Genomic DNA, 22,752 nt, shown 5'->3' on the forward strand with positions numbered 1-22,752 from the left:
GCGGGTCTACAACCGACGCCGGCGCCACTCAGCGATCGGAATGATCCCCCCGATCGAATACGAGAACCGGATCACTCAGACGGCACAAGCCGCCTGACCCTGTGTCCACCATCAGGGGTCAACCCCACTATGAAAAATCGAGGTTAGCGGTAGGTCGAATCGGACCGAGCGGTCACGACGGCAAGACTCCGCGTGATGTTCGCCACTTACCTTGCTTCGCAGGCTTATCCGACAAGGATCTTCCAGTCCGTACACAGTGAATTGCCGGAAAGAAACTCTAATTTGAGAGCCGCCGATCTCGTTGCGACGGCCGGCGTGAATGCCGTTTATTTCCAGGAGGTTACGTTGTGATCACACGCCGCATAACGCATTGGGATCCCGAAGCGGTCGCCACATGGGAGGCGCGTAACAAGCTGATCGCACGCCGCAACTTGATCTGCACCATCGTCGCCGATCATGTCGGCTTCTCGATCTTCGCCTTGTGGTCGGTGATGGCAATGTTCATGCCGCAGGCGGTGTATGGATTCACCGCCGGAGACAAATTCCTGCTGGGCGCTACCGCCACCTTCGTCGGCGGGTGTATGAGAGTGCCCTACACATTGGGTATCGCCAAGTTCGGCGGTCGCAACTGGACGATCTTCTCCGTTTTGGTCTTGATCATCCCAACGCTGGCCACCATCTTGCTGCTGGAGCATCCCGGCCAGCCGCTGTGGATGTTCCTGCTGTGCGCGGCGCTGACCGGCTTGGGCGGCGCCAATTTCGCCGCATCGATGGCCAACGTCAATGCGTTCTACCCGCAGCGCCTGCGGGGGTGGGCGTTGGCGACCAACGCCGGTCTGGGCAACCTCGGAGCAGCCGCTGTTCAGGTGGTCGGGCTGGTGGTGCTGGCCGTCGCCGGCAACCGGCAGCCGTACTGGGTGTGCGCGATCTACCTGGTGCTGTTGGTCGTTGCCGCGACCGCCGCGGCTCTGTTCATGGACAACCTCGACCACCACATCGAAATGGGCCACGTCGGCTCGATCCTGCGGGTACCGGACAGCTGGCTGATCATGCTGCTCTACATCTGCACATTCGGCTCGTGGATTGGTTTCACGTTCGCATTCGGCCAGGTGCTGCACATCGTTTTCGAGCGCAGCGGCCAAAGCTCGGCGGCGGCTTCCCTGCACGCACTGCAGATCGCCTTCGTCGGCCCGATGCTGGGTTCGCTGGCACGCGTCCCGGGGGGAAAACTATCCGACCGGGTGGGCGGCGGACGAGTCACCGTCGTTGTGTTGGCCGGCATGATGATCGCGGCCGGCGCGCTCGTGGTGCTGAGCGTTCGAGGTGACCAGGTGCCCGGCGCCACGAATGCTATGACGGTGACCGGTTACGTTATTGGGTTTATCTCGCTGTTCATCCTGGCCGGGGTGGGTAACGCCTCGGTGTTCAAACTGATTCCTTCCGTTTTCGACGCGCGCAGTCGGTCGCTGGACCTTGATGAAGTCGGCCGGCGGCGCTGGTCTGACGCCCGCTCCGGCGCCCTCATCGGGCTCACCGGATCGGTCGGAGCCCTCGGCGGCGTTGGAATCAACCTCGCGCTGCGCCAGTCCTACCAGTCAACCGGGTCGGCAACCTACGCCTTCGCGATATTCCTGGCGGTCTATGCCGTCGCCGCGATACTGACGTGGCAGCGATACGTTCGTCTCCCGATGATGCCGAGGCATCTCAAGTCTGTCGTGCAACCCGTTGCGGTTCTTTATGATTCGGAGCAGGTTTGACCAAAGTGGTCATCTGGCGCGGCGGGCTTGGTCTGCCGCGGCGTCGGCGGCTTCTTTGATCGGTCCGTGCCAGACATCGCCGTGACCCGGTGCCAGGATCTCGGTCTCCAGTAGTGCCAGCGCGCTGAGGCTGCGTAGACAGTCCTCCTGGCTGTGGCTGAACAGCTCTGGCAGTAGCTGCGGTCCGGTGTGCGCCAGCACCGGGTGACCGGTGATCAACGCGTCTCCACTGGCTAAAACGCCGTCGACCAGATACGAGCAGTGTCCGCGGGTGTGACCGGGGGTGGGGATGGCGACCGGCTGGCCGGGCAGTCCGGCGGCGATCTCGCCGGTCAGCGGTTGCGCCGACGGAATGCCCTCACGGTTCAAGCCGCCGCTGCGCACCACGTGCGCGCTCCACAGCGCCCAGCTCGGCCGCCACAGGCGCGGGGCCAGTGCCAGCGGTGAAACCTGCTCCAGGTACTCGCGTTTGGCGTGGCCGACCTCGTCGGCGTGGCAGTACACCGGCGTGCCGTGCGTCTTTGCGAGCCAGATCGCCGCACCGAAGTGGTCGACATGAGCATGGGTGAGCAACACCGCCCGCACATCGGCCGGGCGATAGCCCAGGGCGCCCAGCGACGCCAACACGTCGGTGCGGTCGCCGGGGTAGCCGGCGTCGATCAACATGACTCCGCTGTCATCGGTGACCAGCAGCCAGTTGACGGCTTCGCCGCGGGCCAAGTACACCCGCTCGGTCACCGGAACGAGCTCCACGAGCTTCTCACCCATGCCCGTGAGTTTAGAAAGGTGACGGGAGAGTAGAAAAGATGGAATGGCGGAACTCAAACTCGGTTACAAGGCATCGGCAGAGCAGTTCGGACCACGGGAGCTGGTGGAGCTCGGTGTAGCGGCCGAGGCGCACGGCATGGACAGTGCCACCGTCAGCGACCACTTCCAGCCCTGGCGCCACGAAGGTGGGCACGCCCCGTTCTCGCTGGCCTGGATGACCGCGGTCGGCGAGCGTACCAGCAAGATCGTGCTGGGCACCTCGGTGCTGACCCCGACGTTCCGGTACAACCCCGCCGTCATCGCGCAGGCCTTTGCGACCATGAGCTGCCTGTATCCGCAGCGGATCTTCCTGGGCGTCGGCACCGGTGAGGCCTTGAACGAGATCGCCACCGGTTTCACCGGCGAGTGGCCCGAGTTCAAGGAGCGGTTCGGGCGGTTGCGTGAGTCGGTGCGGCTGATGCGCGAACTGTGGCGCGGTGACCGGGTGGACTTTGACGGCGACTACTACAAGCTCAAGGGCGCCTCGATCTACGACGTCCCGGAGTCGGGAGTTCCGGTCTATATCGCGGCCGGTGGGCCGGCGGTGGCGAAGTACGCGGGGCGCGTGGGCGACGGCTTCATCTGTACCTCCGGCAAGGGCGAGGAGCTCTACACCGAAAAGCTGATGCCGGCGGTGTTAGAGGGCGCGGCCGCCGCGGAGCGAGACGCCGCCGCGATCGACAAGATGATCGAGATCAAGATCTCCTACGACCCCGACCCCGACCTGGCGCTGAACAACACCCGGTTCTGGGCGCCGCTGTCATTGACGGCTGAGCAGAAGCACTCCATCGACGACCCGATCGAGATGGAGAAGGCGGCCGACGCGCTGCCGATCGAGCAGATCGCCAAACGCTGGATCGTCGCCTCGGACCCGGACGAGGCCGTGGAACAGGTCGGCCAGTATGTGAAGTGGGGCCTGAACCACCTGGTGTTCCACGCTCCGGGGCACGACCAGCGCCGTTTCCTGGAGCTGTTCAAGACCGACTTGGAGCCGCGGCTGCGTCGGCTGGGCGCAGCCTCGGGGGCCGGTCAGGCGTAACCGCAGCCGGGGTCGGGCGCATCCTTGACCGTGGTCTGTGACAGGGTCACCCGGCTGCCCACGGTCATCGGATCTAGAACGTGCTCATCGGCCGCACCGCGTTGGCCGTGTCGACCAGCCGGTAGCGATGCTCCTGGGTGGGCGCCAACCGGGCCAGGGCGCGCAGCGCCATCTCTACGCCAAGGCGCAGCCCGTGCTCGGTGAACGGGAATCCGAGGATGTGGTTCGTACTGGCTTCGTGCTCGGTCAACCAGTCCATCGCCGCGCCCAGCACCAGCGCCCGGATCTGCAGCACTCGCGGTTCGGTGTCCGGCAGCGACTCCACCCGGCGTGCGGCATCACGAATCTGGGCCTCGGTGATCTCGCTGGACGAACGTCCCGACAGCAGCGTCACCGCACTGGTCAACCGCGCGGTGGTGAAATGCCTTGAGGTGGCGGGAACTTCGTCCAGGGTGCGAACCGCCGCGGTTCGGTCGCCTTCCACGGAGAGGGCGCGGGCCAGACCGAAGGCGGCCGAGATCACGCTGTCGTCGGTCCGCCACACCGACTCGTAGAAGCCGCGCTCGTCGTCGGTTCCGGCCAGCTCGGCGGTGGCAGCCAGGGCCATCTTGGGCGCCAGCTCGCCGGGGAACATGTCGAGCACCTCGGTGAAATCTTTGCGGGCGGCCTCGTAGTCGCCGGTGAGCAGTTCGGCCACCCCACGGAACCAGACCAGCCGCCATCGCCAACCGACCTGCTCGGCCAGGTCATCGAGCTTGCTGGTGGCCTTGGTGACATTGCCGAGGTCCAGCAGTGCACGCACCTCCATCAGCGGCAGCCCGATGGACTCCGACAGGTCGATGCCCTCCGACTCCAGCGAACTGTTCCGCACCGCGCGCAGCGAATCCAGGGTCTGCACCGGTTCGCTGAGTTCCATCGACGACAGCAGTGGGGCGGCGACGTCACCCGGGTCGATCAGCGGTACCTGCAAGGCGGTCACGATCTCACGCGCCGTCAGGTTCTGGGAGTGCACGTGCCCGTCCAGGTAGACGTCGGTGTGTGCGACGAGCAGGTGCTCACCGAAGGTAGACCGCGACCGGGTGAACACCGTCGACAGTCCGGGCCGTGGTGTCCCGGTGTCACGGGCGACCACTTCGCGCAGCACACCCATCAGCTGCGCGGACATCTCCTCGGCGGAGGTGAACCGCCGGCGCGGGTCGGGATCGATGGCCCGGCGCAGCAGCCGGCGGTAGGAGTCGTACTTCTTCAGGACTGGGTCGTCGTCGGGCAGTCCCTCGACGTAGCGGCCGTCACGGGTGCGCAGCTTCAGTGTCAGCGCGGCCAGGGTGCGGCCCACGGCGGACTGGGCTGGGTGTATCTGGCGGTCGACCACAACGTGGACGTGGTGACCTTGGCCCGTCACGTCGCCGACGAGCTGGAGCGCCATACCGCCGCGGCGGCCGCCGCCACCGGCTGTGAGCTGGTCCGCGCCGGACATGTCAGCCGGGAGCACCACCCGTGGTCAGCGCGGCCCTGGACGGTGGGAGCGGGCCTGCCGCTGCCCTGGCGGCCATGGCCGTTTCACCCCAATGCCGCCGGTATGGCCGCGGTTGCCGAGTTGGTCGCCGTGCAGTGGAGCGGGCGGGCCTGACTTCGGGCGGGCCGCCTACCCACTAACGTGGGGGCGGTGGACTACAAGTCGAAGTTGATCCCTGCCCTCGGTGTCGTGATGGTCGGTGCGCTGTTCAGCGCCGGCTGCAGCCGCACCCCGGAAAACACCGAGCAGGGAGCAGATCCCGCCGCGGCCGCTGAATTCGCCAGCAGCCTGCGCGGCAAGGTCACCATCGACGCCATGATGGCCCACTTGCAGAAGCTGCAGGACATCGCCGACGCCAACAACGGCACTCGTGCCATCGGCACCCCGGGCTACGACGCCAGCGTCGAGTACGTGGCCAGCACCTTGCGCGAGCATGGCTTCGACGTGGCGACCCCGGAGTTCACTGCCCGGGTGTTCAAGTCCGAGCCGGGCTCGGTGCATCTGGGTGACAAGACCGTCGAGGCCCGTGCGCTGATGTACAGCCTCGGCACCCCGCCCGACGGTGTCACCGGCCCGCTGGTCGCGGCGCCGGCCGACGACAGTCCAGGCTGCAGCGCCGAGGACTACCAGGGGCTCACGGTCAAAGACGCCGTCGTACTGGTAGACCGCGGTACCTGCCCGTTCAAGGAGAAGATGGCCGTCGCCGTCGAGCTGGGTGCGGTGGCGCTGGTGGTGGCCGACAGTGTCGATGAACCGAAGATGGGCGGCACCCTTGGTGAGCAGACCGAGGTCAAGGTGCCCGTGGTGAGCGTGACCAAGGCTGACGGCGCGATGCTGCGCGACGGGCACGGGGCGATGACGGTCAAGCTCGACGCGCACACCGACGACATCCCGTCACGCAACGTGATCGCGCAGACCAAGAGCGGATCGACCGAGAACATTGTCATGCTCGGAGCCCACCTGGACAGCGTTCCGGAGGGTCCGGGCATCAACGACAACGGCTCCGGTGTTGCCGCGGTGCTGGAAACCGCTTTGCAGTTGGGAGATTCGCCGCAGGTGCGCAACGCGGTGCGGTTCGGTTTCTGGGGCGCCGAGGAGCTCGGCCTGATCGGCTCGCGCAAGTACGTCGAGTCGCTCGACGAGGAGCAACTCAAGAACATCGCGCTGTATATGAACTTCGACATGCTGGGTTCGCCGAATCCGGGCTATTTCACCTACGACGGTGACCAGTCGCTGCCGGCGGACAAGCGAGGCCAGCCCGTGGTGCCGGAAGGTTCGGCCGGCATCGAGCGGACCATGGTCGCCTACCTCAAGTCGGCCGGCAAGGAGCCACGGGACACCTCGTTCGACGGCCGGTCCGACTACGACGGGTTCACCCAGGCCGGTATCCCGTCCGGCGGATTGTTCTCCGGCGCGGAGGTGAAGAAAACGCCCGAGGAGGCCAAGCTGTGGGGCGGCACCGCCGATGAGCCCTTCGACCCGAACTATCACCAAAAGGGTGACACCATAGCGAACATCGACCGCGATGAACTGGCCATCAACGGCGGAGGGGTGCCGTACGCCGTCGGGTTGTATGCCCAGGATCTCAGTGGCCGCAACGGGGTCCCGGTGCGCGACGACCGCACCCGTCACCTCCTCACCCAGCCATGATCCGTCCGGCGGGAGCCCTGCTGGTCGCTGTTGGCGTACTGACGGGCTGCTCGCCGGAGCCCACGGGCCCGCCGCTGTCGAATCGGCTGGCGAGCCAGGTCACCGTCGCGGCGATGCTTACGCATCTGCAGCGACTGCAGGAGATCGCCGACGAACACCAACGGAATCGGGCTGACGGCACGCCGGGGTTCGACGCCAGCGCCGACTACGTGGCCAACGCCCTGCGCGACAAGGGCTTCGAGGTGACGACACCCGAGCTCATCAGGTTGGACACCGTCTCAGCCGGCAAGCCGACACTGACCGTCGCCGGGGTTGGCTACCCGGTCGATCAGGCCTCGCTGCTGGTGCGCACACCGGCCGGCGGCGTCAGCGGTCCGGTGGTGCGCCCGACGCGGTCTTCGGGTTGCGCAGCCGCCGACTACCCGCCGAAAGTGCCCCGTGGCGGGATCGCCGTGGTCAGTGACGCCGGCTGCTCGGTGGTGGTCAAACAGAACGTGGCCGCCGCGCGTGGAGCCGCCGCACTGGTCGTGGTGAGCCTGCCGAGCCGTAACGGCGCGCCCGCCGGATTGTTCCCTGCCGAGTACTACGACCAACTCACGATGCCGGTAGCGGTGGCCGGGCGTGACGGTGACAGCGCGCTGCGCCGCGCGACCGGGACGGTGCGGCTGGTGCTGGATGCCCACACCATGAAGATCACCTCTCGGAATATCTTGGCGCAGACGAAAACCGGTTCGGAGCGTGACGTGGTGATGGTCGGAGCGCACCTCGACAGTGCGCTCGGCAGCCCGGGGATCAACAACAACGGCTCCGGGGTGGCCGCGGTGTTGGAAACCGCGCTGCAGCTGGGCCCGGAGCCGGCGGTGACCAACGCGGTCCGGTTTGCGTTCTGGGGCGCCCAGGAGCAACAGCTCGGTGGTTCCACCGACTACGTCTTCGGGCTCGACCGCGACCAGCTCAACGACATCGCCCTGTACCTGAACTTCGACACGCTGGCCTCCCCGAATCCCGGCTTCTTCACCTATGACGGCGACCAGTCGGCGCTGCCGAGCCGTGACATCACCCCCGCCGACGTGCCGGTGGGATCGGGCGGTATCGAACGCATCCTGGCCGGCTACCTCAACCTGGTGGGCGTGCGGCCCGCCGATATGCCGCTGAGCAGCGACACCGACTACAGCCCGTTCGTGGTGGCCGGGGTGCCCATCGGGGGCATCACCACCGGCGCTTCCCAACTCAAGACCACCGCACAGGCCCGGCTGTGGGGCGGAAAGCCCGGAGCCGCGTTCGACCCGAACTATCGCGGCCCCGGTGACACGGTTGAACAGATCAATCAACGGGCATTGGCGCTGACCGGCGCCGCGGTGGCGTTTGCGGTGGCCAACTATGCGCAGTCCATCGGCGGACCCAACGGTGTCCCGGCCCGTGACACGCGTCACCGGGCACCGCTGGGCCCGTAAGCCCCGCACTGGGCGGGGCGCGTCGGGGTACGTACGGGCGGGCTCGATATTGTGTCCGCTGTAGCCCGTTTACCCGGCTGTGTTAATAATGCTGTGCACGTGACAGAGCTGGCCTGAGTTGATCGGGAGGGGTGGTGACCACGCTTGGTGCCACGAACGACCCTGGCGGACGCACTGGTGCCCGCATAAAGCGGCGCCCCAAAGACCGCAAGGCGCAAATCACGCGTGCTGCCGCGGAAACGTTCAGTGCACAGGGCTACCACGCGACCAGCATGGAGGCGATCGCCTCCAAGGTCGGGATCTCCGCGCCGGCGCTGTATCGGCACTATCCCAGCAAGTACGAGATGTTCTCGGTCGTCGTCGGCTCGCTCGGTCAGCAGTTGGTGGACTGCACCGAGTTCGTCGACGAGTTGTCCGATGCTGAGATGCTCGACGAGGCGCCGGCAGTGCTGGATCAGGCCGTCGACGGGCTCATCACGTCATCGATCCTCAACCGCGAGGCCAGCGGGTTGTTCCGCTGGCAGGCTCGCTACCTGCAGCCTGAGGACCACGCCAAGCTCATGATGCAGATGAACACGGTCGGTACGCGCCTGAAGCGGCCGATCAGCGTCATGCGTCCGGAGCTGAACTCCCTGGAGCAGTGGACTCTGACGGTGGCGCTGGTCAGTGTCGCCGGCAGCATCATCGGACACCGACTGCAGCTCCCGGACGACGAGATCAAGCCGCTGCTCATCGCGGCCTCGCGATCAGTGGTCGCTGCGCAGCTGCCCGGAACCGACGAGATCGGCGTCAATCGGCCCTCGGTGTGGCGCATCTTCACGCCCGACGCCGGACCGTACGAGGCGCTACTGCACTCGGCGGTCCTGTTGTTCGGCAAGCAGGGCTATGCCGAGACCGGCGTCACCGAGATCGCCGACGCCGTCGGCGTCCCAGCATCCGGCGTCTACCGCTATTTCTCAAGCAAGAGCGACATCTTGACGACGGGGCTGCAGCGTGCCGTGGATCGGATAGCCGGGGAGATGGCGGCTATCGCCGGCGTCTTCGCCGCGCCGGACGAGGCGCTGCGCCGGTTGATCGAGGCCTATGTGGCCACGGTGTTCGCCAACCCCGAGTTGGCGTCGGTCTATGACACCGAGCGGGTGAACCTGGCGCCGGCCGAGCGTGAGCTGCTGCGCGATTCCGAGCGCGCGTTCATCGAAACCTGGGCCCGACCGCTGATGGCGATCAGGCCGGATCTGGATACGATGCACGCGAAATTCTTGGTGCATGCCTTGGCGGCACTGGTGGACGACTTGGCCCGGGTTGCCCGCGGCGGTGAGATCCCGGGCCAGGGGTTCCTCGCCGGGGGTCCGGGTTACGCGCAGGCCTGCCTGCGCAGGCTGATGGAGTCCATCGTGTTCGCCGGGGTCGACCAGAACTGAGGAGCCGGCGAAATCGCTGAACCGCCTGATGGATCAGGCGATTTCGTAGTCCTCCAGCGGGAAATGTGAGCCGTCGCGCACCGCGTTGCGCACCGTGGTGGGCCGCAGCAGGGTCGCTTCGCCGCTGGGGTTGTAGTAGTAGGACCGCGACGTCGTGCAGTCCCCGGCGTAGAACACCGTGTGGTCCAGCCTTTTGGTCATGGCGTCCAGGAACCGGGTGTTGGCGGCCTCGGTGACCTCGAACGTCGTCGCGTTGCGGCGCGCCACCTCGCCGAACAGCCGGCCCATGTGCCGCATCTGGTATTCCATGGTGTTGAAGAACGACAGGCCGGAGAACGCGTACGGGCTGGCCAGGCTCAGGAAGTTCGGGAAATACGGCATCGACAGGCCCTGGTAGGCCTGGAACCGGGTCTCTCGCCACCACTTACCCAGGTTGCGCCCGTCCCTCCCGACGATCTCGATCGCCGGGAAGTTTGCCTCCCACAGGTCATATCCAGTGGCCAGCACCAGCGTGTCGATCACGGTCTTGCGGCCGTCGACGGTGACGATGCCGTCCGGCTCGATCCGCTCGATGCCGGTGGTCTCCAGGTGCACATGCGGCTTGGTGAAGCTGCGGTAGTAGTCATTCGACCAGCTGGGCCGCTTGCAGCCGATGTCGTAGGTCGGGGTCAGCTTGGCCCGCAGTTCCTTGTCGCGGATCTGGACGAACCGGTGAATTTTGCACGCGTCCATCCCGGCGATCGACAGCCGCCGGAAAGCGGGGTAGTTCAACACCGCGGTCACCGTCATGAATTCCAGCAGGTAGTCGCTGATGAAGCGCATCATCCGCTGGGCGAACGGAACCCGGGCGAACAGTTTCTGCAGCCCCGCCGGGATCCGGAAGTCGATCTTGGGCGCCACCCAGATCGCGGTGCGCTGAAACACGGTCAGGTCGGCGACCGTCTTGGCCAGCTGCGGAATCAGCTGCACCGCGGTGGCGCCGGTGCCGATCTGCCCGACTCGACGGCCGGTGAAGTCGTAGTCGTGGTCCCAGGCGGCCGTGTGCACCACCTTTCCGGCGAAGCTGTCGATCCCGGCGATGTCCGGGTTGCGCGGCTGGGACAGGAAACCGGTGGCGGTGATCAGGAATTGGGCGCTCAGCGTCTGCCCGTCGGCCAGGGCCACCAGCCAGCGCCGGGCGTCCTCATCCCAGTGGGCTCCGGCGACCGTGGTGTTGAACCGCATGTGGCGGCGCACGTCGTACTTGTCGGCGACGTGCTCGGCGTACTGCCGGATTTCCTCGCCGGGTGCGAACATCCGCGACCAGTACGGATTCGGCTCGAACCAGTACGCGTAGGTGGTCGACGGGATGTCGACGGCCAGGCCGGGATAGTGATTGACGTGCCACGTTCCGCCGAGGTCGCCTTCACGCTCGAGCAGGACGATGTTGTCGTAGCCGAGCTTCTTCAGCTCGATGGCCGCGCCCATGCCGCCGAAGCCCGCACCCACGATGACGACGTCGAACTGCTCCGTACTCATAAAAATTAAGGTACCTGACCCACGGGTAACCAGCGAAGCTCCCGGGCGGCCCGAACGATGAGAGACAATGAAGATTGCCCGCTGTTCACGATTTCGGGAGGCAGTCATGACCAGCCGCAATGTTGAAGCCAGTGACGCGGACGTGGCCGAACAGGCGGTCCCGGCGATGGAGTCCGACGACGAAATGCCGGGCCCGGAGATCTCCGTCGGCGACCACGCCGACATCGCCGATGTGGTCGAGCAGCATCGGGGTGTGCCCACCGATGAGGACGACTACGACCGCTGAGGGCTCGCCGGTCGCCCTCGGCGCGCGGGGCGTGCCTGCCTTCGATATGGCCACCGGATGCGCGGGGTTCGGCTATGCCCCGGGGGTGGCGGCCGATCTGCGCCGCGGCCGGACCATCAACACCGCGGGTTCAACCCAGCAGTCGCAGCGCCGCATCGACCGACAGCACCGGGACGTCCAACGTCTTGGACGCCAGATCGTGGCGGGCACCGGTGATCTCGACGACCTCATGCGGCGCGGGAATCAGCGCGGCGGCAGCGCGAATCTCGGCGCCGGTGCCGAAGCTGTCTGAGCTGCCGTGGGTGAACACCGTCGGTACCCCGATCTGGGGCAGATGCTCGGTGCGGGTGCGCTCGGGTTTGCCCGGCGGGTGCAGCGGATAGGAAAACAGTGTCAGCAAGTCGACCGCAACCCCGCCGGCTGCCACCACCATTGAGGTCTGCCGGCCGCCGTACGAATGCCCGCCAACGATCAGCGGGCCGTCGGCCAACGCGCGGACGTACCCGATCGCCTCGGTGATGCCCTCTCGATCGCCGGTGCCCGACCCGGACGGCGGGCCCTTGGGGCGGCGCCGCCGGAACGGCAGGTTGTAGCGGATCGCCAGGAAACCGCGTTGACACCATTGGTCGCAGAGGCGTTGCAGCATAGGCGAATCACGATCCCCTCCGGCGCCGTGCGTCAGCAACACCACTCCGGTGGGGGCTTTGGTGGGGCGGTGGACTAGCCCGTCCAAACCGGCTATTTCTTCCAGGCTCACGAGGCGCCGGGTCCCAACCGGAACAACGGCGAGACCGGGCCGTGCCCGTGACCCAGCGGGTAGGCGGCCCGCAGGCACTCGGTCACCCAGCGCTTGGCGAAGGCCACGGCGTCCGGAACGCTGAAGCCGTGGGCCAGCGCCGCCGCCGAGGCCGCCGCGAGCGTGTCGCCGGCGCCGTGGTCGTCGCCGGTGGCCACCCGCGGGCCGGGGAACTCCAAAAAGTCCTTGCCGTCATAGAGCAGGTCCGGACTGTGTTCCGCCGAGGGCAGGTGCCCGCCTTTGACCAGTGCCCACTGCGGGCCCAGGGCATGCAGCGCCCGTGCGGCCGCCCGCTGTGAAGCGGCGTCCACCACATCGATGCCGACCAGCAGGCGCACCTCGTGCAGGTTCGGGGTCACCAGGGTAGCCAGCGGAAACAGGCTGTCGCGCAATGCATCCAGCGCCGACGACGCCAGCAGCGCATCGCCGTGCATCGACGCCGACACCGGATCGACCACCAAGGGAACCGTCAGCCCGAGGTCCCGCCAGGTCGCGGCCACCGCGGTGATGATCTGCGCCGACGCCAGCATCCCAGTCTTGGCGGCCTGAATCCCGATATCGGGCACCACCGCCGTGATTTGGGCGGCGACGGTATCGGCGGGAACCTCATGAAAGCTTTTGACTCCCAAGGTGTTCTGCACCGTCACGGCGGTAACCGCGACGCAGGCGTGCACCCCCAGCAGCGCGCACGTGCGCATGTCGGCCGCAATGCCCGCGCCGCCGCCGGAGTCCGATCCGGCAACGGTGAGTATCCGCAGCGGTGTCGCCCCCGGTGGGGTCAGTGGCAGGAAATCCACTAGGTGGACAGGGGCAGGTACACCCGGTTGCCGTGGTCGGCAAACTCGGCTGACTTCTCGTCCATTCCCTTCTGGATCGCGGCGTCGATGTCGTCCTGGGTCTGCAGGTTGTGCTCGTTGGCGTAGTCGCGTACGTCATGGCTGATCCGCATGGAGCAGAACTTCGGGCCGCACATCGAGCAGAAGTGTGCGGACTTCGCGGGCTCGGCGGGCAGCGTCTCGTCGTGGTACTCGCGTGCGGTGTCCGGGTCCAGGGACAACGCGAACTGGTCATACCAGCGGAACTCGAAGCGTGCCTTGGACAGTGCGTTGTCCCGATCCTGGGCACCCGGGTGTCCCTTGGCCAGGTCGGCGGCGTGCGCGGCGATCTTGTAGGCGATTACCCCGTCCTTGACGTCCTTGCGGTCGGGCAGCCCCAGGTGCTCCTTGGGGGTCACGTAGCACAGCATCGCGGTACCGGCCTGGGCGATGATCGCCGCGCCGATCGCCGAGGTGATGTGGTCGTAGGCCGGCGCGATGTCGGTGGCCAGCGGTCCCAGCGTGTAGAAGGGCGCCTCGTCGCACCATTCCTCTTCCAGCCGCACGTTCTCGACGATCTTGTGCATCGGGACGTGGCCCGGGCCCTCGATCATCACCTGCGCGCCACGAGATTTGGCGATCTTGGTCAGCTCGCCCAGGGTGCGCAGCTCGGCGAACTGGGCTTCGTCGTTGGCGTCGGCAATCGAACCGGGCCGTAGCCCGTCGCCGAGGGAGAACGTGACGTCGTAGCTGGCCAGGATATCGGCCAATTCTTCAAAGTTGGTGTACAGGAAGGACTCCTGATGCCGCGACAGGCACCAGGCCGCCATGATCGAACCGCCACGCGACACGATGCCGGTGACCCGCTTGGCGGTCAACGGCACATACCGCAACAGCACCCCGGCGTGCACGGTCATGTAATCCACGCCCTGCTCGCACTGCTCGATCACGGTGTCGCGGTACAACTCCCAGGTCAGTTTGGTCGGGTCGCCGTTGACCTTCTCCAGGGCCTGATAGATCGGCACGGTCCCGATCGGCACCGGGGAGTTGCGCAGAATCCACTCCCGGGTCTCGTGGATGTCCTTGCCGGTGGACAGGTCCATGACGTTGTCGGCGCCCCAGCGGGTCGCCCACACCAGCTTGTCCACCTCTTCGGCGATCGAACTGGTCACCGCGGAGTTGCCGATATTGGCGTTGATCTTCACCTTGAACGCCTTACCGATGATCATCGGCTCCAGCTCGGGGTGATTGTGGTTGGCCGGGATCACCGCCCGTCCGCGGGCGACCTCGTCGCGGACCAGCTCGGCGGAAACTCCCTCGCGCGCGGCGATGAAGGCCATCTCGGCGGTGATCTCACCGGCCTGGGCGCGCTGCAGCTGGGTACCGCGATCGGTCACCACGCCCGGCCGCGGAGCCAAGCCGCGGTGCAAGTCGATGTCGGCATGGGCGTCGGTGTAGGGACCGGAGGTGTCGTAGACGTCGAAGTGCTCACCGGTGGTCAGGTTGATCCGCCGGAACGGCACCTTCATCCTCACGCCGCCGGGAGCTTCGATCTCGCGGTAGGCCTTCTCGCTGTAGGGGATGGGCCCGGTGGTGACCTGCGGCTCCACTGCAACGTCAGTCATAGTTCTTCCTCTCCCTTGCCGGCATGACCCGGTCAGGTTCGTACGGTCGACGGCCCCGGCCGTCCTCTCAGCGCACTGGTTGCGCTCCCGCGGTTTTTCGATTTCTGCACTGGCGATTCGTGCACTGCCACGCTATCGCAGCACAGCAGTCGGCGTAAGGCGCCGAGGGCGCCGGGGCGACAATTAGGTAACTGATCATTTGCTTAGCTAACATATGCGCTTGGGCTAGAGGTAGCTGGGAGAGACATGACGGCGCAGATAGAGCAGGTGAACACCGGCGTCCAGGACTCGGGCGCGGTCGCCACCACTCGCCGCCGATTGCGCTACGACCGCGACCACCCGCGCTACAAGTGGGTCGTACTGTCCAACACCACGCTGGGTGTCCTGCTTGCGACCATCAACGGTTCGATCGTGCTGATCTCGATGCCGGCGATCTTCCGGGGCATCGGCCTCAATCCGCTGGAGCCGGCGAACGTCAGCTACCTGCTGTGGCTGCTGATGGGCTATCTCCTGGTGTCGGCTGTGCTGGTGGTGTTCTTCGGCCGGCTCGGGGACATGTTCGGCAGGGTGCGCATCTACAACCTGGGCTTCGTGGTGTTCACCGTCGCGGCGATCGCGCTGTCGATCGACCCGTTCGACATGGGCCGCGGCGCCCAGTGGCTAATTGCGTGGCGGGTGGTGCAGGGCGTCGGCGGGGCAATGCTGATGGCGTCGTCGTCGGCGATCCTCACCGACGCGTTCCCGGCCAATCAGCGCGGCATGGCCCTGGGTGTCAACCAGGTGGCCGCGGTCGCCGGGTCGTTCGTAGGTCTGCTGATCGGCGGCGTGCTCTCGGAATGGGATTGGCGTGCGGTGTTCTGGGTCGGCGTGCCGATCGGAGTGTTGGGCACCGTCTGGTCGCTGCGTTCACTGCACGAACTCGGTGAACGGGCGACGGCGAAGCTGGATTGGGCGGGGACCGCGACGCTCGGGCTGGGGCTGACGGTGGTGCTGACCGCCATCACCTACAGCATTCAGCCGCACGGGTCTTCGCCGACCAGCTGGACCAGTCCCGCCGTGCTGGGTTCGCTCGGGCTCGGAGTGGCGCTGTTGGGGCTGTTCTGCTTCATCGAGCTACGGGTCGCTGCACCATTGCTCGACGTGCGGCTCTTCGCGATTCCGGCATTCGGGATGGCCAACGCGGCCGGGCTGCTGTCGGCGATCGGGCGCGGCGGCATGCAGTTCATGCTGATCATCTGGCTGCAGGGCATCTGGTTGCCGCTGCACGGTTACAGCTATGAATCGACGCCGTTGTGGGCGGGCATCTACCTGCTGCCCATGACGGCCGGATTCTTGTTGGCGGGCCCGCTGGCCGGTTCGTTGTCGGATCGCCACGGCGCCCGCCCGTTCACCGTCGGCGGCATGTTGCTGATGGCGACGACGTTCGTGGCGCTGGTTCTGCTTCCGGTCAACTTCGACTATCGGGCGTTCGCCGTGCTGGTGTTCCTCAACGGCCTGGGTGGCGGGATCTTCGCTGCGCCCAACAGTGCCGTGATCATGTCCAGCGTTCCGGCCGATCAGCGGGGGGCGGCCTCCGGCGTGCGGGCCACGTTCTTCAACGCCGGCACCTCGTTGTCGATCGGCATCTTCTTCTCGCTGATGGTGATCGGGCTGGCGAACACGTTGCCGACGGCCCTGGGCGCCGGGTTGCAGCTGCAGGGGGTGCCGGCCGGTGTCGCCGATCAGGTGGCCAACACCCCGCCGGTGGGCAGCCTGTTCGCGGCATTTCTGGGCTACAACCCGATTGCCGAACTGTTGGAGCCCTCGGGTGCGCTGGCCGCGCCGGGTGTTGATGTCGAGGCGTTGACCGGGCACAACTTCTTCCCGCAGCTGATCTCCGGACCGTTCCATGCCGGTCTCGCGGTGGTCTTTGCCGCCGCCGCGGTCATGATGCTGCTCGGGGCGCTCGCGTCCTGGCGGACGCCGGGGCACTACGCCGTCGAGCCGCTGAACCTGAAGGACTGAACCCACCCCGCCCGCCAAGGGCTTTTCGCGGATTTCGCGGACGCTGGTTTCGCCAGCAACTAGCTGGCGTCATCGCCATCGAGCCGGTCCCGCGCGCCATGACTGGCGTACTTCCGTGGTCACATGCAGCAACAAAATTTAGTTGACAAATCAACCATGTCCTATTTAGGGTTCTTTGTAGTTGACGAAGCAACTATATAGTTTGGAGAGGGGTCCGTCGTGGACATCGTGATATTGGTCGGTCGAATCCTGTTCGGCGCGGTGTTTGTCGGAGGTGCGCTGGGACACTTCACCCAGACCGCAGTGATGGCGGCCTACACCGAAAGCAAAGGCATCAGGCCCGGCAGGCTCGCAGTGCTGGCGTCGGGCGCGTGGATGCTCACCGGAGCGGCCCTGGTGATCCTGGGCGCCTGGGCGGATCTTGGTGCGCTGATGCTGGCGGTCTTCCTGCTGCCGACCGCGCTCATCATGCATCCGTTCTGGAACGAACAGGATCCGGAGGCCAGGGCCGGCGAGCAGATCCAGTTCAACAAGGACGTGTCGCTGGCCGGTGCCGCCCTGGCGCTGTTTGGCTTCTTTGCCACCGCCGGGGCCAGTACCGGGCTACAGCTGACCGGCCCGTTGTTCGCGTCGCTGACAAGCTGACACGAACCGTCGCGAAGCCCAACGGTCCGGTTCTGCGTGGGTCGCAGAACCGGACCGTTGTGATCTCGTTCTGGTGCCAGAGTGACTGGTGTGACAATCCGTGCACGGGGGGTTTGGCGCCATTGCTGCACGTCAGAGACCCTCGACACGCCCGAATGGAGTGGAGTTGACCGGGCCCCGTCGGTGGTGCACTATGGACCGTGCAAGCACCTCGTTAGGTGAGGCGTCTGCACGGACATAGGCCACTGACCCCGAACGTCGAAAGACGCCCCGGGTCAGGACAGCTCCTCCCGGCTTAAGGGTTGAGCCCAAGTGGCTTCCCGGATTGGGACACGCCGTGCAGTGCCAAAGCTCTGACGAGAGGGGTGCGGTCTTCCGACAGTCGTCGGAACTGCCCTCCTGAGCATGCGGTGAAACCGGCGCGTCTCTGCGCGCCCGCGACCGAGAGGAGGTGAGGGACGAATGAGTTCCGGTGATAGTCCGAGCCGATATCTGACATCTGTTCCGTCCCCATCCGAACGGTCGCATACCGCCTCCAGCTGAGACTCCGGCCTCCAGCTGAGCGCGTAGCACCGTTACGCGACTAGGAGGCCATCATGGTTGCAATCGCCTACACCGACATCACGGCTCCGGCCCCGCGTGCCATCAACACGGCGGCGAAGCTGGACCGCCGTCCTGCCGCGCCTGCCTCAGACCCAGTGGTCGACATGACTACTCGCCTGCTCAGTGGCCCGCTGCACCAGATGTACGCACTCCTGTGGCGCGTCGGAGTGCTGACCGTCAACAGCTGAGCCCAACCGAGGCTGGACCTCGGCTAGACGTCTTCTAACGCCTCGCCGAGCTGTTCGAGCACCTCGCTGCGGTGGTTGCTGGCCAGAATGTGGCCGGCAGCCACCGCCACGGCCACCGGCCAGTCGATGATCTCGAAAGCCGCCAGCAACGCCAGCCCGCCGTAATAGGCCAACTGCTCAGGCCGCGGCACCGTCACCTTGCCGAACAGCGGCAATTCAACGGCGAATCCCTCTGCCTCGCGAATGTGGGCTACTGCCTCTCGCTGGGATGCGCTGCGCCGCGGCTTTTCCGCCATCATGAACCTCCTGGTGGCGACGGGTCGCCGGATGATTGAGCCGCGACCGTTCCGCGGCGAGAGCCAGTGTCCCCATTGTGCACAAGCCGCAGCCGAGGCGCCGGGTGACCGTCGGGTGAGGCCGGCGGACGGTCCGGTTGGCGCGGCCCGGGAACGATGAACTCCTTGGGCTTGGCCGTGTCGTCTTGCGTCCCCGACAGCAGTCGGGGTACCACAGCCGCGCCGACGGTGGCCACCGTCGCCGTACCCAGTGCCTGGGCCCAGCCCAGCGGCCCGATCGGGGTGCAGCCCAGCAGCTGGCTGATGCCGGGGATGGTGATCAACGTCCCCATCACGCCCAGCGAGCCGACAGCGGTCGCCACCACCAGCGGATCACGCGAGTCCAGCAGGGTCTGTCCCAGCTGCGTGGCGACCAGCGATACCAACGCCACCGTCGAGGCCCGCTGCTGACGCCCGGTGACCGAAGCCAGCCCCCAGGCGCCCACGGCGGCCGAGGCCGTCGTCACGCCGCGCACGGCCACCGTGCGCCACAGTGCGCGCTCGTCGGGACCATGCCCGCCGGCGGCGGCCTGCTCGTTGAGCGAACTGACCGCCAGCGCGGTGGCCGGCAGCGCGTCGGTCAACATGTTGACCAGTAGCAGCTGACGTGCGTTCAGCGGCGAGCGGCCGGTCAGCGCGCTACCGATGATCGCGAACGCCACCTCGCCGGCATTGCCGCCCAGCAGTACCGCCACCGCGGCCTGTACCCGCTGCCACAGCTCGCGGCCTTCGTCCAGCGCATCCAGCAGGGTGTCGATCCGCTCGTCGAGCAGCACCACGTCGGCGGCGGTGCTGGCCGCTTCGCTGCCGTGCGCGACCACCGCGATCCCGACGGTGGCGGCCCGGATCGCCGCGGCGTCGTTGGCTCCGTCGCCGACCATCGCCGACACCTTGCCGGTGCGTTCCAGAGTCTGGACGATCTGCACCTTGTTCTCCGGAGACATCCGGGCGAACACCACGCGCTCGGCTACCGCAAGCTCCTGGCCCTTGCGGGACAACGCATCCCACTGCGCGCCGCTGATCACCTGATCGCTGTCGACCTCCAGTCCCAGCTCCCGGGCGATCGCGGTGGCGGTCAGCGGGTGGTCGCCGGTGATGAGCCGCACCGGGATCTGGCGGCGCTTGAGGTCGGCGAGCAGTTCGGCGGCCTCGTCGCGCGGGGTGTCGGACAACCCGAGCAGGCCGACGAATGTCAGTCCCTCGCGGCAGTACTCGGCGATCTCGTCGGGTTCGGGGTCCTCGCCCAGCGCTGCGCATTGTGCGGGGGTCAGTTCCCGGTGGGCCACCGCGATCACCCGTAGGCCGTCGGCGGCCAGGGCGGCCACCGACTTCTTGATGGCCGGGCCGGCCCCGGTGCACGCCAGTACCACTTCCGGGGCGCCCTTGAGGGTCAGTTCGGTTCCCCGGATCGAGGCCGAGAACGGACGCCCCGAGCGGAAGGGCAGATGCGCCGCGGGCCCAGGCGGTGCCGCCGCGCCGCGGGCGTCGGCACCCTCCACGATGGCGGTGTCGGTGGCATGCACCTGGCGGACCCCGTTGGACACCGGCGCCGCGCTCGCCGCGAAGCGCAGCACGTCGTGCTCGGCGAAACCGGCCGCCGGGTGCACCTGCGACACCCGCAGCCGGTTCTTGCTCAGGGTGCCGGTCTTGTCGAAGCAGACCACGTCGACGCGGCCGAGGGCCTCCACCGAACGCGGCACCCGCACCAGCACACCGGCCTTGCTCAACCGCCGCGCCGAAGACTGCTGCGCCAGGGTTGCCACCAGCGGCAGCCCCTCGGGGATGGCCGCGACGCTGACCGCGATCCCGCTGGCCACCGCCTGACGCAACCCGATCCGGCGGGCCATGCCCAGGCCGGTCACCAGCGCACCGCCGGCCAGGCTGATCCGCCAGGCCTTGCTGGTGAGCAGGCTCAGCTGGTGCTGCAACCCGATCGCGGACTGATCGCCGGCCACCAGTTCGGCCGCCCGACGCCCGTGGGTATCGCCGCCGGTCGCGGTCACCAGCGCCACCGCGGTTCCGGTCACCACGGTGGTCCCGGCGTAGACCATGCATTCCCGGTCCGCCAGATCGGCGCCCGGAGTGGCCTCAACCTGCTTGACCACCGTCAGCGACTCGCCGGTCAGCGACGACTCGTCGACCTCCAGATCGACCGCCTCGATCAACCGTCCGTCAGCGGGCACCACCTCATGGCCATGCACTTCGATCACATCGCCCGGAAGCAGTTCCTCGGCCGGGATCTCGCAGTGACTGCCATCGGGCAGGACCTTGCGCGCCGGGGGAATCTGTTCGTTCAACAGCACACTGAGCCGGCGCTCGGCGATGAGCCGCTGTGCGGCGGCCAGCATCGCGTTGCCGCCCAACACCGAACCGACCAGCATGGCGTCGACGGGTGAACCCAGTACCGCGCTGGCCGCGGCTCCCAGCGCCAGTACCGGCGTGATCGGGTCGGACAGTTCGCTGCGCACAGCCTGGGCGAACTGTCGAAGCATTCTCGGCGGCGCGGTTGCCTGCGCCCCGCGGCGAGCCAGATCCACCGCCGCCAGCGCGGCTGCCGCGGCCGGCGCATGGTGGGTCTTAGTCGGCTCCTCCAGCTCCGGCGGGGGTAACACCGTCCGTACCTGGTCGATCGACATCGCGTGCCATTCGTGTACGGCCGCCGGCCGCGGCACTGCGGCATCCACCGCACGGCGGGCCAGCCAGTACCCCGACAGTGCGCCGGCCGCCGCACCAGTGGTCACCGGCCCCGGCCCGCTGCCGCGTACCCCGGGCAGCATCAGCAGCGAGCCCAATGCGGTAGCGCCGGTGGCGATTTCGACGCCACGATGGCTGGCGGAGCGGGCGGCGGGCAAGGCGTGCAGCACCCGCCACGCCGCGGCCAGGTCGGTCAGCAATACATCGGCGCACCAGGGTGGGACGCCCTGGGCCGGCAGCACGCCCAACGCCACGTCGGCCGCCGCCAGAGCCTCGACGGCAACCGCGGACAGCACCGCGACGTCGTGGCCTTCAGCCTGGTAGGCGGTTACCGCGGCGGCTAGCGCCTGGTCTACCGATGCGCCATCGAGGGGCCGGATCTCGTCGAAGACCGGCCGCAGCTCCCCGAGCGCTTCGGCCTCCACCGAGACCACCTCGACGTCGGCGCGGCGCGCCTCGGTCACCACCGCGGAGGCCAGCGGCAGCAGCGCGGGCTGGAACGAGGCCTGCACACCGGAACGCGGACCAATGCGATGCCATCCCGGTTTGAGGTCGGCGTCGGTCAGTCGGGCCAGGGCCTGCGCCCAGACGGCGCGCAGTTCGTCGTCGTCGGCGCCGCGCACCTGCATCACCCGCAAGGTGTCCCCGCACAGCACGCGGGGATCGATGACCACGGTGTCGACCCGATCGAGTTCACGCAGGCTGCCCGGCCGCAGCACCACCGTGCCGTGCTGATTGGCCAGACCGCGGCCCAGGGTGGCGGCAAACGACTCGCGTGCGGTGCGGGTGGCCTTCGGCGCGGTCACCGCGGCGGCGGTCCCGGCCAGATCCGGACTGCGGGTCGCGGCGCCGACCACCCCGGCGCCCAGGACTTGCGCCCAGGCGCTGCGGGTCAGGTGGCGCTCCACCGGACCCGGGGGCCGCGGCGCCGCCACGAGCCGGAGCTCGCCCAGCACGCCGAGCATCCGCCGGTGACCGTCCCGGAGCGGCCGGCGCAGTCGAGGCTGGTAGTCGACGACGACCACGCCGGCTTCCAGGCCGAGTGGCAGGCCCGGCAGCTGCAGCAACCGGCCCACCGTCGCCGCGCCCAAGCCGGCGATGTTGGCGCCGACCGTCAAGGCGCGCAGCGTCTCGGTCATCCCATCACCGGGCAGGCTCACCGGCGCATGACCACGGGATCGATCCGCGCGGTACTGGCTCTCGGTGTCCGACACCACCTGGCACAGCTCGCGCACCGATACGACGTCACTGCCGGCGGTCGGGTCGAGCCCGACCACCAGCCGCGACAACGGGTGGTTCAAGCGGACCGAGACCACCCCGGGAAGTGCGCGGGCGGCACCCAACACGGCGGTCGCCAGTTCGTCGCCGGCGGGGTCGTCGAGCCCACGGATCTCGACCCAGGCCCGGCCCTCGCCGCGGAAGCACCGGCGGGACAGCACCGGCCCCCCGTCGCCGTTGGGCAGGACAGCTGCGGCTACCCCGGCAGCGGTCTGGACTGAGGCATCGATCAGCGCTGAGGTCAGTTGGACACCGAAATTCGCTGCGCGCAGCGGCCATGAGCGGCGGACGGCTCCCAACGGTGAGTCTAAATTCACTCGT

Annotated in this window: 16 protein-coding genes, 2 pseudogenes and 1 riboswitch; of the genes and pseudogenes, 10 read left to right on the plus strand and 8 right to left on the minus strand. The window is 67.4% G+C overall.

Annotation, left to right across the window (positions count from 1 at the left end):
- Positions 1–350 precede the first annotated feature (350 nt).
- On the plus strand, positions 351–1,757 hold the full coding sequence (locus tag BN4346_RS03740; protein WP_067966537.1) for an MFS transporter: 1,407 nt from the start codon (positions 351–353) through the stop codon (positions 1,755–1,757).
- 9 nt (positions 1,758–1,766) lie between these two features.
- On the opposite strand, the gene BN4346_RS03800 is transcribed toward BN4346_RS03740, so the two are convergent.
- The gene (locus BN4346_RS03800; RefSeq protein ID WP_067966447.1) at positions 1,767–2,525 is read right to left on the minus strand and encodes an MBL fold metallo-hydrolase; all 759 of its coding nucleotides are present in this window, start codon (positions 2,523–2,525) and stop codon (positions 1,767–1,769) included.
- A gap of 43 nt (positions 2,526–2,568) precedes the next feature.
- Here BN4346_RS03800 and fgd point away from each other — a divergent pair, with 43 nt between their 5' ends.
- Positions 2,569–3,603 (plus strand): glucose-6-phosphate dehydrogenase (coenzyme-F420), encoded by a 1,035-nt coding sequence (gene fgd, locus BN4346_RS03820; protein WP_067966451.1) that lies wholly within the window; start codon positions 2,569–2,571, stop codon positions 3,601–3,603.
- A gap of 73 nt (positions 3,604–3,676) precedes the next feature.
- Here the strand turns inward: fgd and BN4346_RS03825 are convergent.
- A pseudogene (locus tag BN4346_RS03825) lies at positions 3,677–4,939 on the minus strand (tetratricopeptide repeat protein); the annotation flags it as partial.
- A gap of 54 nt (positions 4,940–4,993) precedes the next feature.
- Between BN4346_RS03825 and BN4346_RS04305 the strand changes: the two are divergent.
- From BN4346_RS04305 to BN4346_RS05445, 4 genes and pseudogenes are all read left to right on the plus strand, one after another.
- Positions 4,994–5,233, plus strand: a pseudogene (locus BN4346_RS04305) (SGNH/GDSL hydrolase family protein); the annotation flags it as partial.
- 78 nt (positions 5,234–5,311) lie between these two features.
- Positions 5,312–6,769 (plus strand): M28 family metallopeptidase, encoded by a 1,458-nt coding sequence (locus BN4346_RS04390; protein WP_067966540.1) that lies wholly within the window; start codon positions 5,312–5,314, stop codon positions 6,767–6,769.
- Entirely contained in the window at positions 6,766–8,223 is a 1,458-nt protein-coding gene (locus BN4346_RS05385; protein ID WP_067966457.1) for a M28 family peptidase, read from the plus strand. The genes BN4346_RS04390 and BN4346_RS05385 overlap by 4 nt, the downstream gene beginning before the upstream one ends.
- Positions 8,224–8,357: 134 nt before the next feature.
- Positions 8,358–9,644 (plus strand): TetR/AcrR family transcriptional regulator, encoded by a 1,287-nt coding sequence (locus tag BN4346_RS05445; protein WP_167666187.1) that lies wholly within the window; start codon positions 8,358–8,360, stop codon positions 9,642–9,644.
- A gap of 33 nt (positions 9,645–9,677) precedes the next feature.
- Here the strand turns inward: BN4346_RS05445 and BN4346_RS05720 are convergent, their stop codons facing one another.
- Complete coding sequence (locus BN4346_RS05720) at positions 9,678–11,162, minus strand: flavin-containing monooxygenase (protein WP_067966461.1); 1,485 nt, start codon at positions 11,160–11,162, stop codon at positions 9,678–9,680.
- Positions 11,163–11,268: 106 nt separating this feature from the next.
- Between BN4346_RS05720 and BN4346_RS05735 the strand changes: the two genes are divergently transcribed.
- Positions 11,269–11,448, plus strand: a complete 180-nt coding sequence (locus BN4346_RS05735) for a hypothetical protein (protein WP_067966463.1) — start codon at positions 11,269–11,271, stop codon at positions 11,446–11,448.
- Between the two features lie 130 nt (positions 11,449–11,578).
- Here the strand turns inward: BN4346_RS05735 and BN4346_RS05835 are convergent, their stop codons facing one another.
- Genes BN4346_RS05835 through thiC form a run of 3 tightly spaced genes read right to left on the minus strand, consistent with a single transcriptional unit; the run spans position 11,579 to position 14,684 of the window.
- Positions 11,579–12,205: an alpha/beta hydrolase family protein gene (locus BN4346_RS05835; RefSeq protein ID WP_067966466.1), complete on the minus strand. Its 627-nt coding sequence runs from the start codon at positions 12,203–12,205 to the stop codon at positions 11,579–11,581.
- A complete protein-coding gene (gene thiD, locus BN4346_RS06035; RefSeq protein WP_067966469.1) occupies positions 12,202–13,041 on the minus strand; it encodes a bifunctional hydroxymethylpyrimidine kinase/phosphomethylpyrimidine kinase in 840 nt (279 codons plus the stop codon). The genes BN4346_RS05835 and thiD overlap by 4 nt, the downstream gene beginning before the upstream one ends.
- Positions 13,041–14,684 carry a phosphomethylpyrimidine synthase ThiC gene (gene thiC / locus BN4346_RS06230; protein ID WP_067966473.1) on the minus strand — a complete coding sequence of 548 codons (1,644 nt, stop codon included), beginning with the start codon at positions 14,682–14,684 and terminating at the stop codon, positions 13,041–13,043. Before thiC ends, thiD begins: the two co-directional genes overlap by 1 nt.
- Before the next feature lie 246 nt (positions 14,685–14,930).
- Here thiC and BN4346_RS06245 point away from each other — a divergent pair, with 246 nt between their 5' ends.
- The 3 genes from BN4346_RS06245 to BN4346_RS06850 all read left to right on the plus strand — a co-directional run bounded on the left by BN4346_RS06245 (position 14,931) and on the right by BN4346_RS06850 (position 18,124).
- Positions 14,931–16,688 (plus strand): MFS transporter, encoded by a 1,758-nt coding sequence (locus BN4346_RS06245; protein WP_067966477.1) that lies wholly within the window; start codon positions 14,931–14,933, stop codon positions 16,686–16,688.
- 219 nt (positions 16,689–16,907) lie between these two features.
- Positions 16,908–17,333 (plus strand): DoxX family protein, encoded by a 426-nt coding sequence (locus BN4346_RS06355; protein ID WP_067966480.1) that lies wholly within the window; start codon positions 16,908–16,910, stop codon positions 17,331–17,333.
- A gap of 203 nt (positions 17,334–17,536) precedes the next feature.
- A riboswitch (M-box (ykoK) riboswitch) is annotated at positions 17,537–17,705 on the plus strand.
- A 224-nt stretch (positions 17,706–17,929) separates the two neighbouring features.
- On the plus strand, positions 17,930–18,124 hold the full coding sequence (locus tag BN4346_RS06850) for an Rv1535 family protein (protein WP_067966483.1): 195 nt from the start codon (positions 17,930–17,932) through the stop codon (positions 18,122–18,124).
- A 23-nt stretch (positions 18,125–18,147) separates the two neighbouring features.
- Here BN4346_RS06850 and BN4346_RS06865 read toward each other — a convergent pair whose 3' ends face one another.
- Together BN4346_RS06865 and BN4346_RS07030 are read right to left on the minus strand one after the other, a co-directional pair.
- Positions 18,148–18,423 (minus strand): hypothetical protein, encoded by a 276-nt coding sequence (locus BN4346_RS06865; protein WP_067966486.1) that lies wholly within the window; start codon positions 18,421–18,423, stop codon positions 18,148–18,150.
- Positions 18,420–22,748 (minus strand): cation-translocating P-type ATPase, encoded by a 4,329-nt coding sequence (locus BN4346_RS07030; RefSeq protein WP_235653496.1) that lies wholly within the window; start codon positions 22,746–22,748, stop codon positions 18,420–18,422. Before BN4346_RS07030 ends, BN4346_RS06865 begins: the two co-directional genes overlap by 4 nt.
- Positions 22,749–22,752 lie beyond the last annotated feature (4 nt).

The sequence above is a fragment of the Mycolicibacter icosiumassiliensis genome (assembly GCF_900078685.2).
GTDB lineage: Bacteria > Actinomycetota > Actinomycetes > Mycobacteriales > Mycobacteriaceae > Mycobacterium > Mycobacterium icosiumassiliensis.

Excerpts from the sequence above, each read along its gene's own strand:
- BN4346_RS03800 (WP_067966447.1), bottom strand. The coding sequence starts at position 2,525 with ATGGGTGAGAAGCTCGTGGAGCTCGTTCCGGTGACCGAGCGGGTGTAC.
- fgd (WP_067966451.1), top strand. The coding sequence starts at position 2,569 with ATGGCGGAACTCAAACTCGGTTACAAGGCATCGGCAGAGCAGTTCGGA.
- BN4346_RS04390 (WP_067966540.1), top strand. The coding sequence starts at position 5,312 with ATGGTCGGTGCGCTGTTCAGCGCCGGCTGCAGCCGCACCCCGGAAAAC.
- BN4346_RS05385 (WP_067966457.1), top strand. The coding sequence starts at position 6,766 with ATGATCCGTCCGGCGGGAGCCCTGCTGGTCGCTGTTGGCGTACTGACG.
- BN4346_RS05720 (WP_067966461.1), bottom strand. The coding sequence starts at position 11,162 with ATGAGTACGGAGCAGTTCGACGTCGTCATCGTGGGTGCGGGCTTCGGC.
- BN4346_RS05735 (WP_067966463.1), top strand. The coding sequence starts at position 11,269 with ATGACCAGCCGCAATGTTGAAGCCAGTGACGCGGACGTGGCCGAACAG.
- thiC (WP_067966473.1), bottom strand. The coding sequence starts at position 14,684 with ATGACTGACGTTGCAGTGGAGCCGCAGGTCACCACCGGGCCCATCCCC.
- BN4346_RS06245 (WP_067966477.1), top strand. The coding sequence starts at position 14,931 with ATGACGGCGCAGATAGAGCAGGTGAACACCGGCGTCCAGGACTCGGGC.
- BN4346_RS06850 (WP_067966483.1), top strand. The coding sequence starts at position 17,930 with ATGGTTGCAATCGCCTACACCGACATCACGGCTCCGGCCCCGCGTGCC.
- BN4346_RS06865 (WP_067966486.1), bottom strand. The coding sequence starts at position 18,423 with ATGATGGCGGAAAAGCCGCGGCGCAGCGCATCCCAGCGAGAGGCAGTA.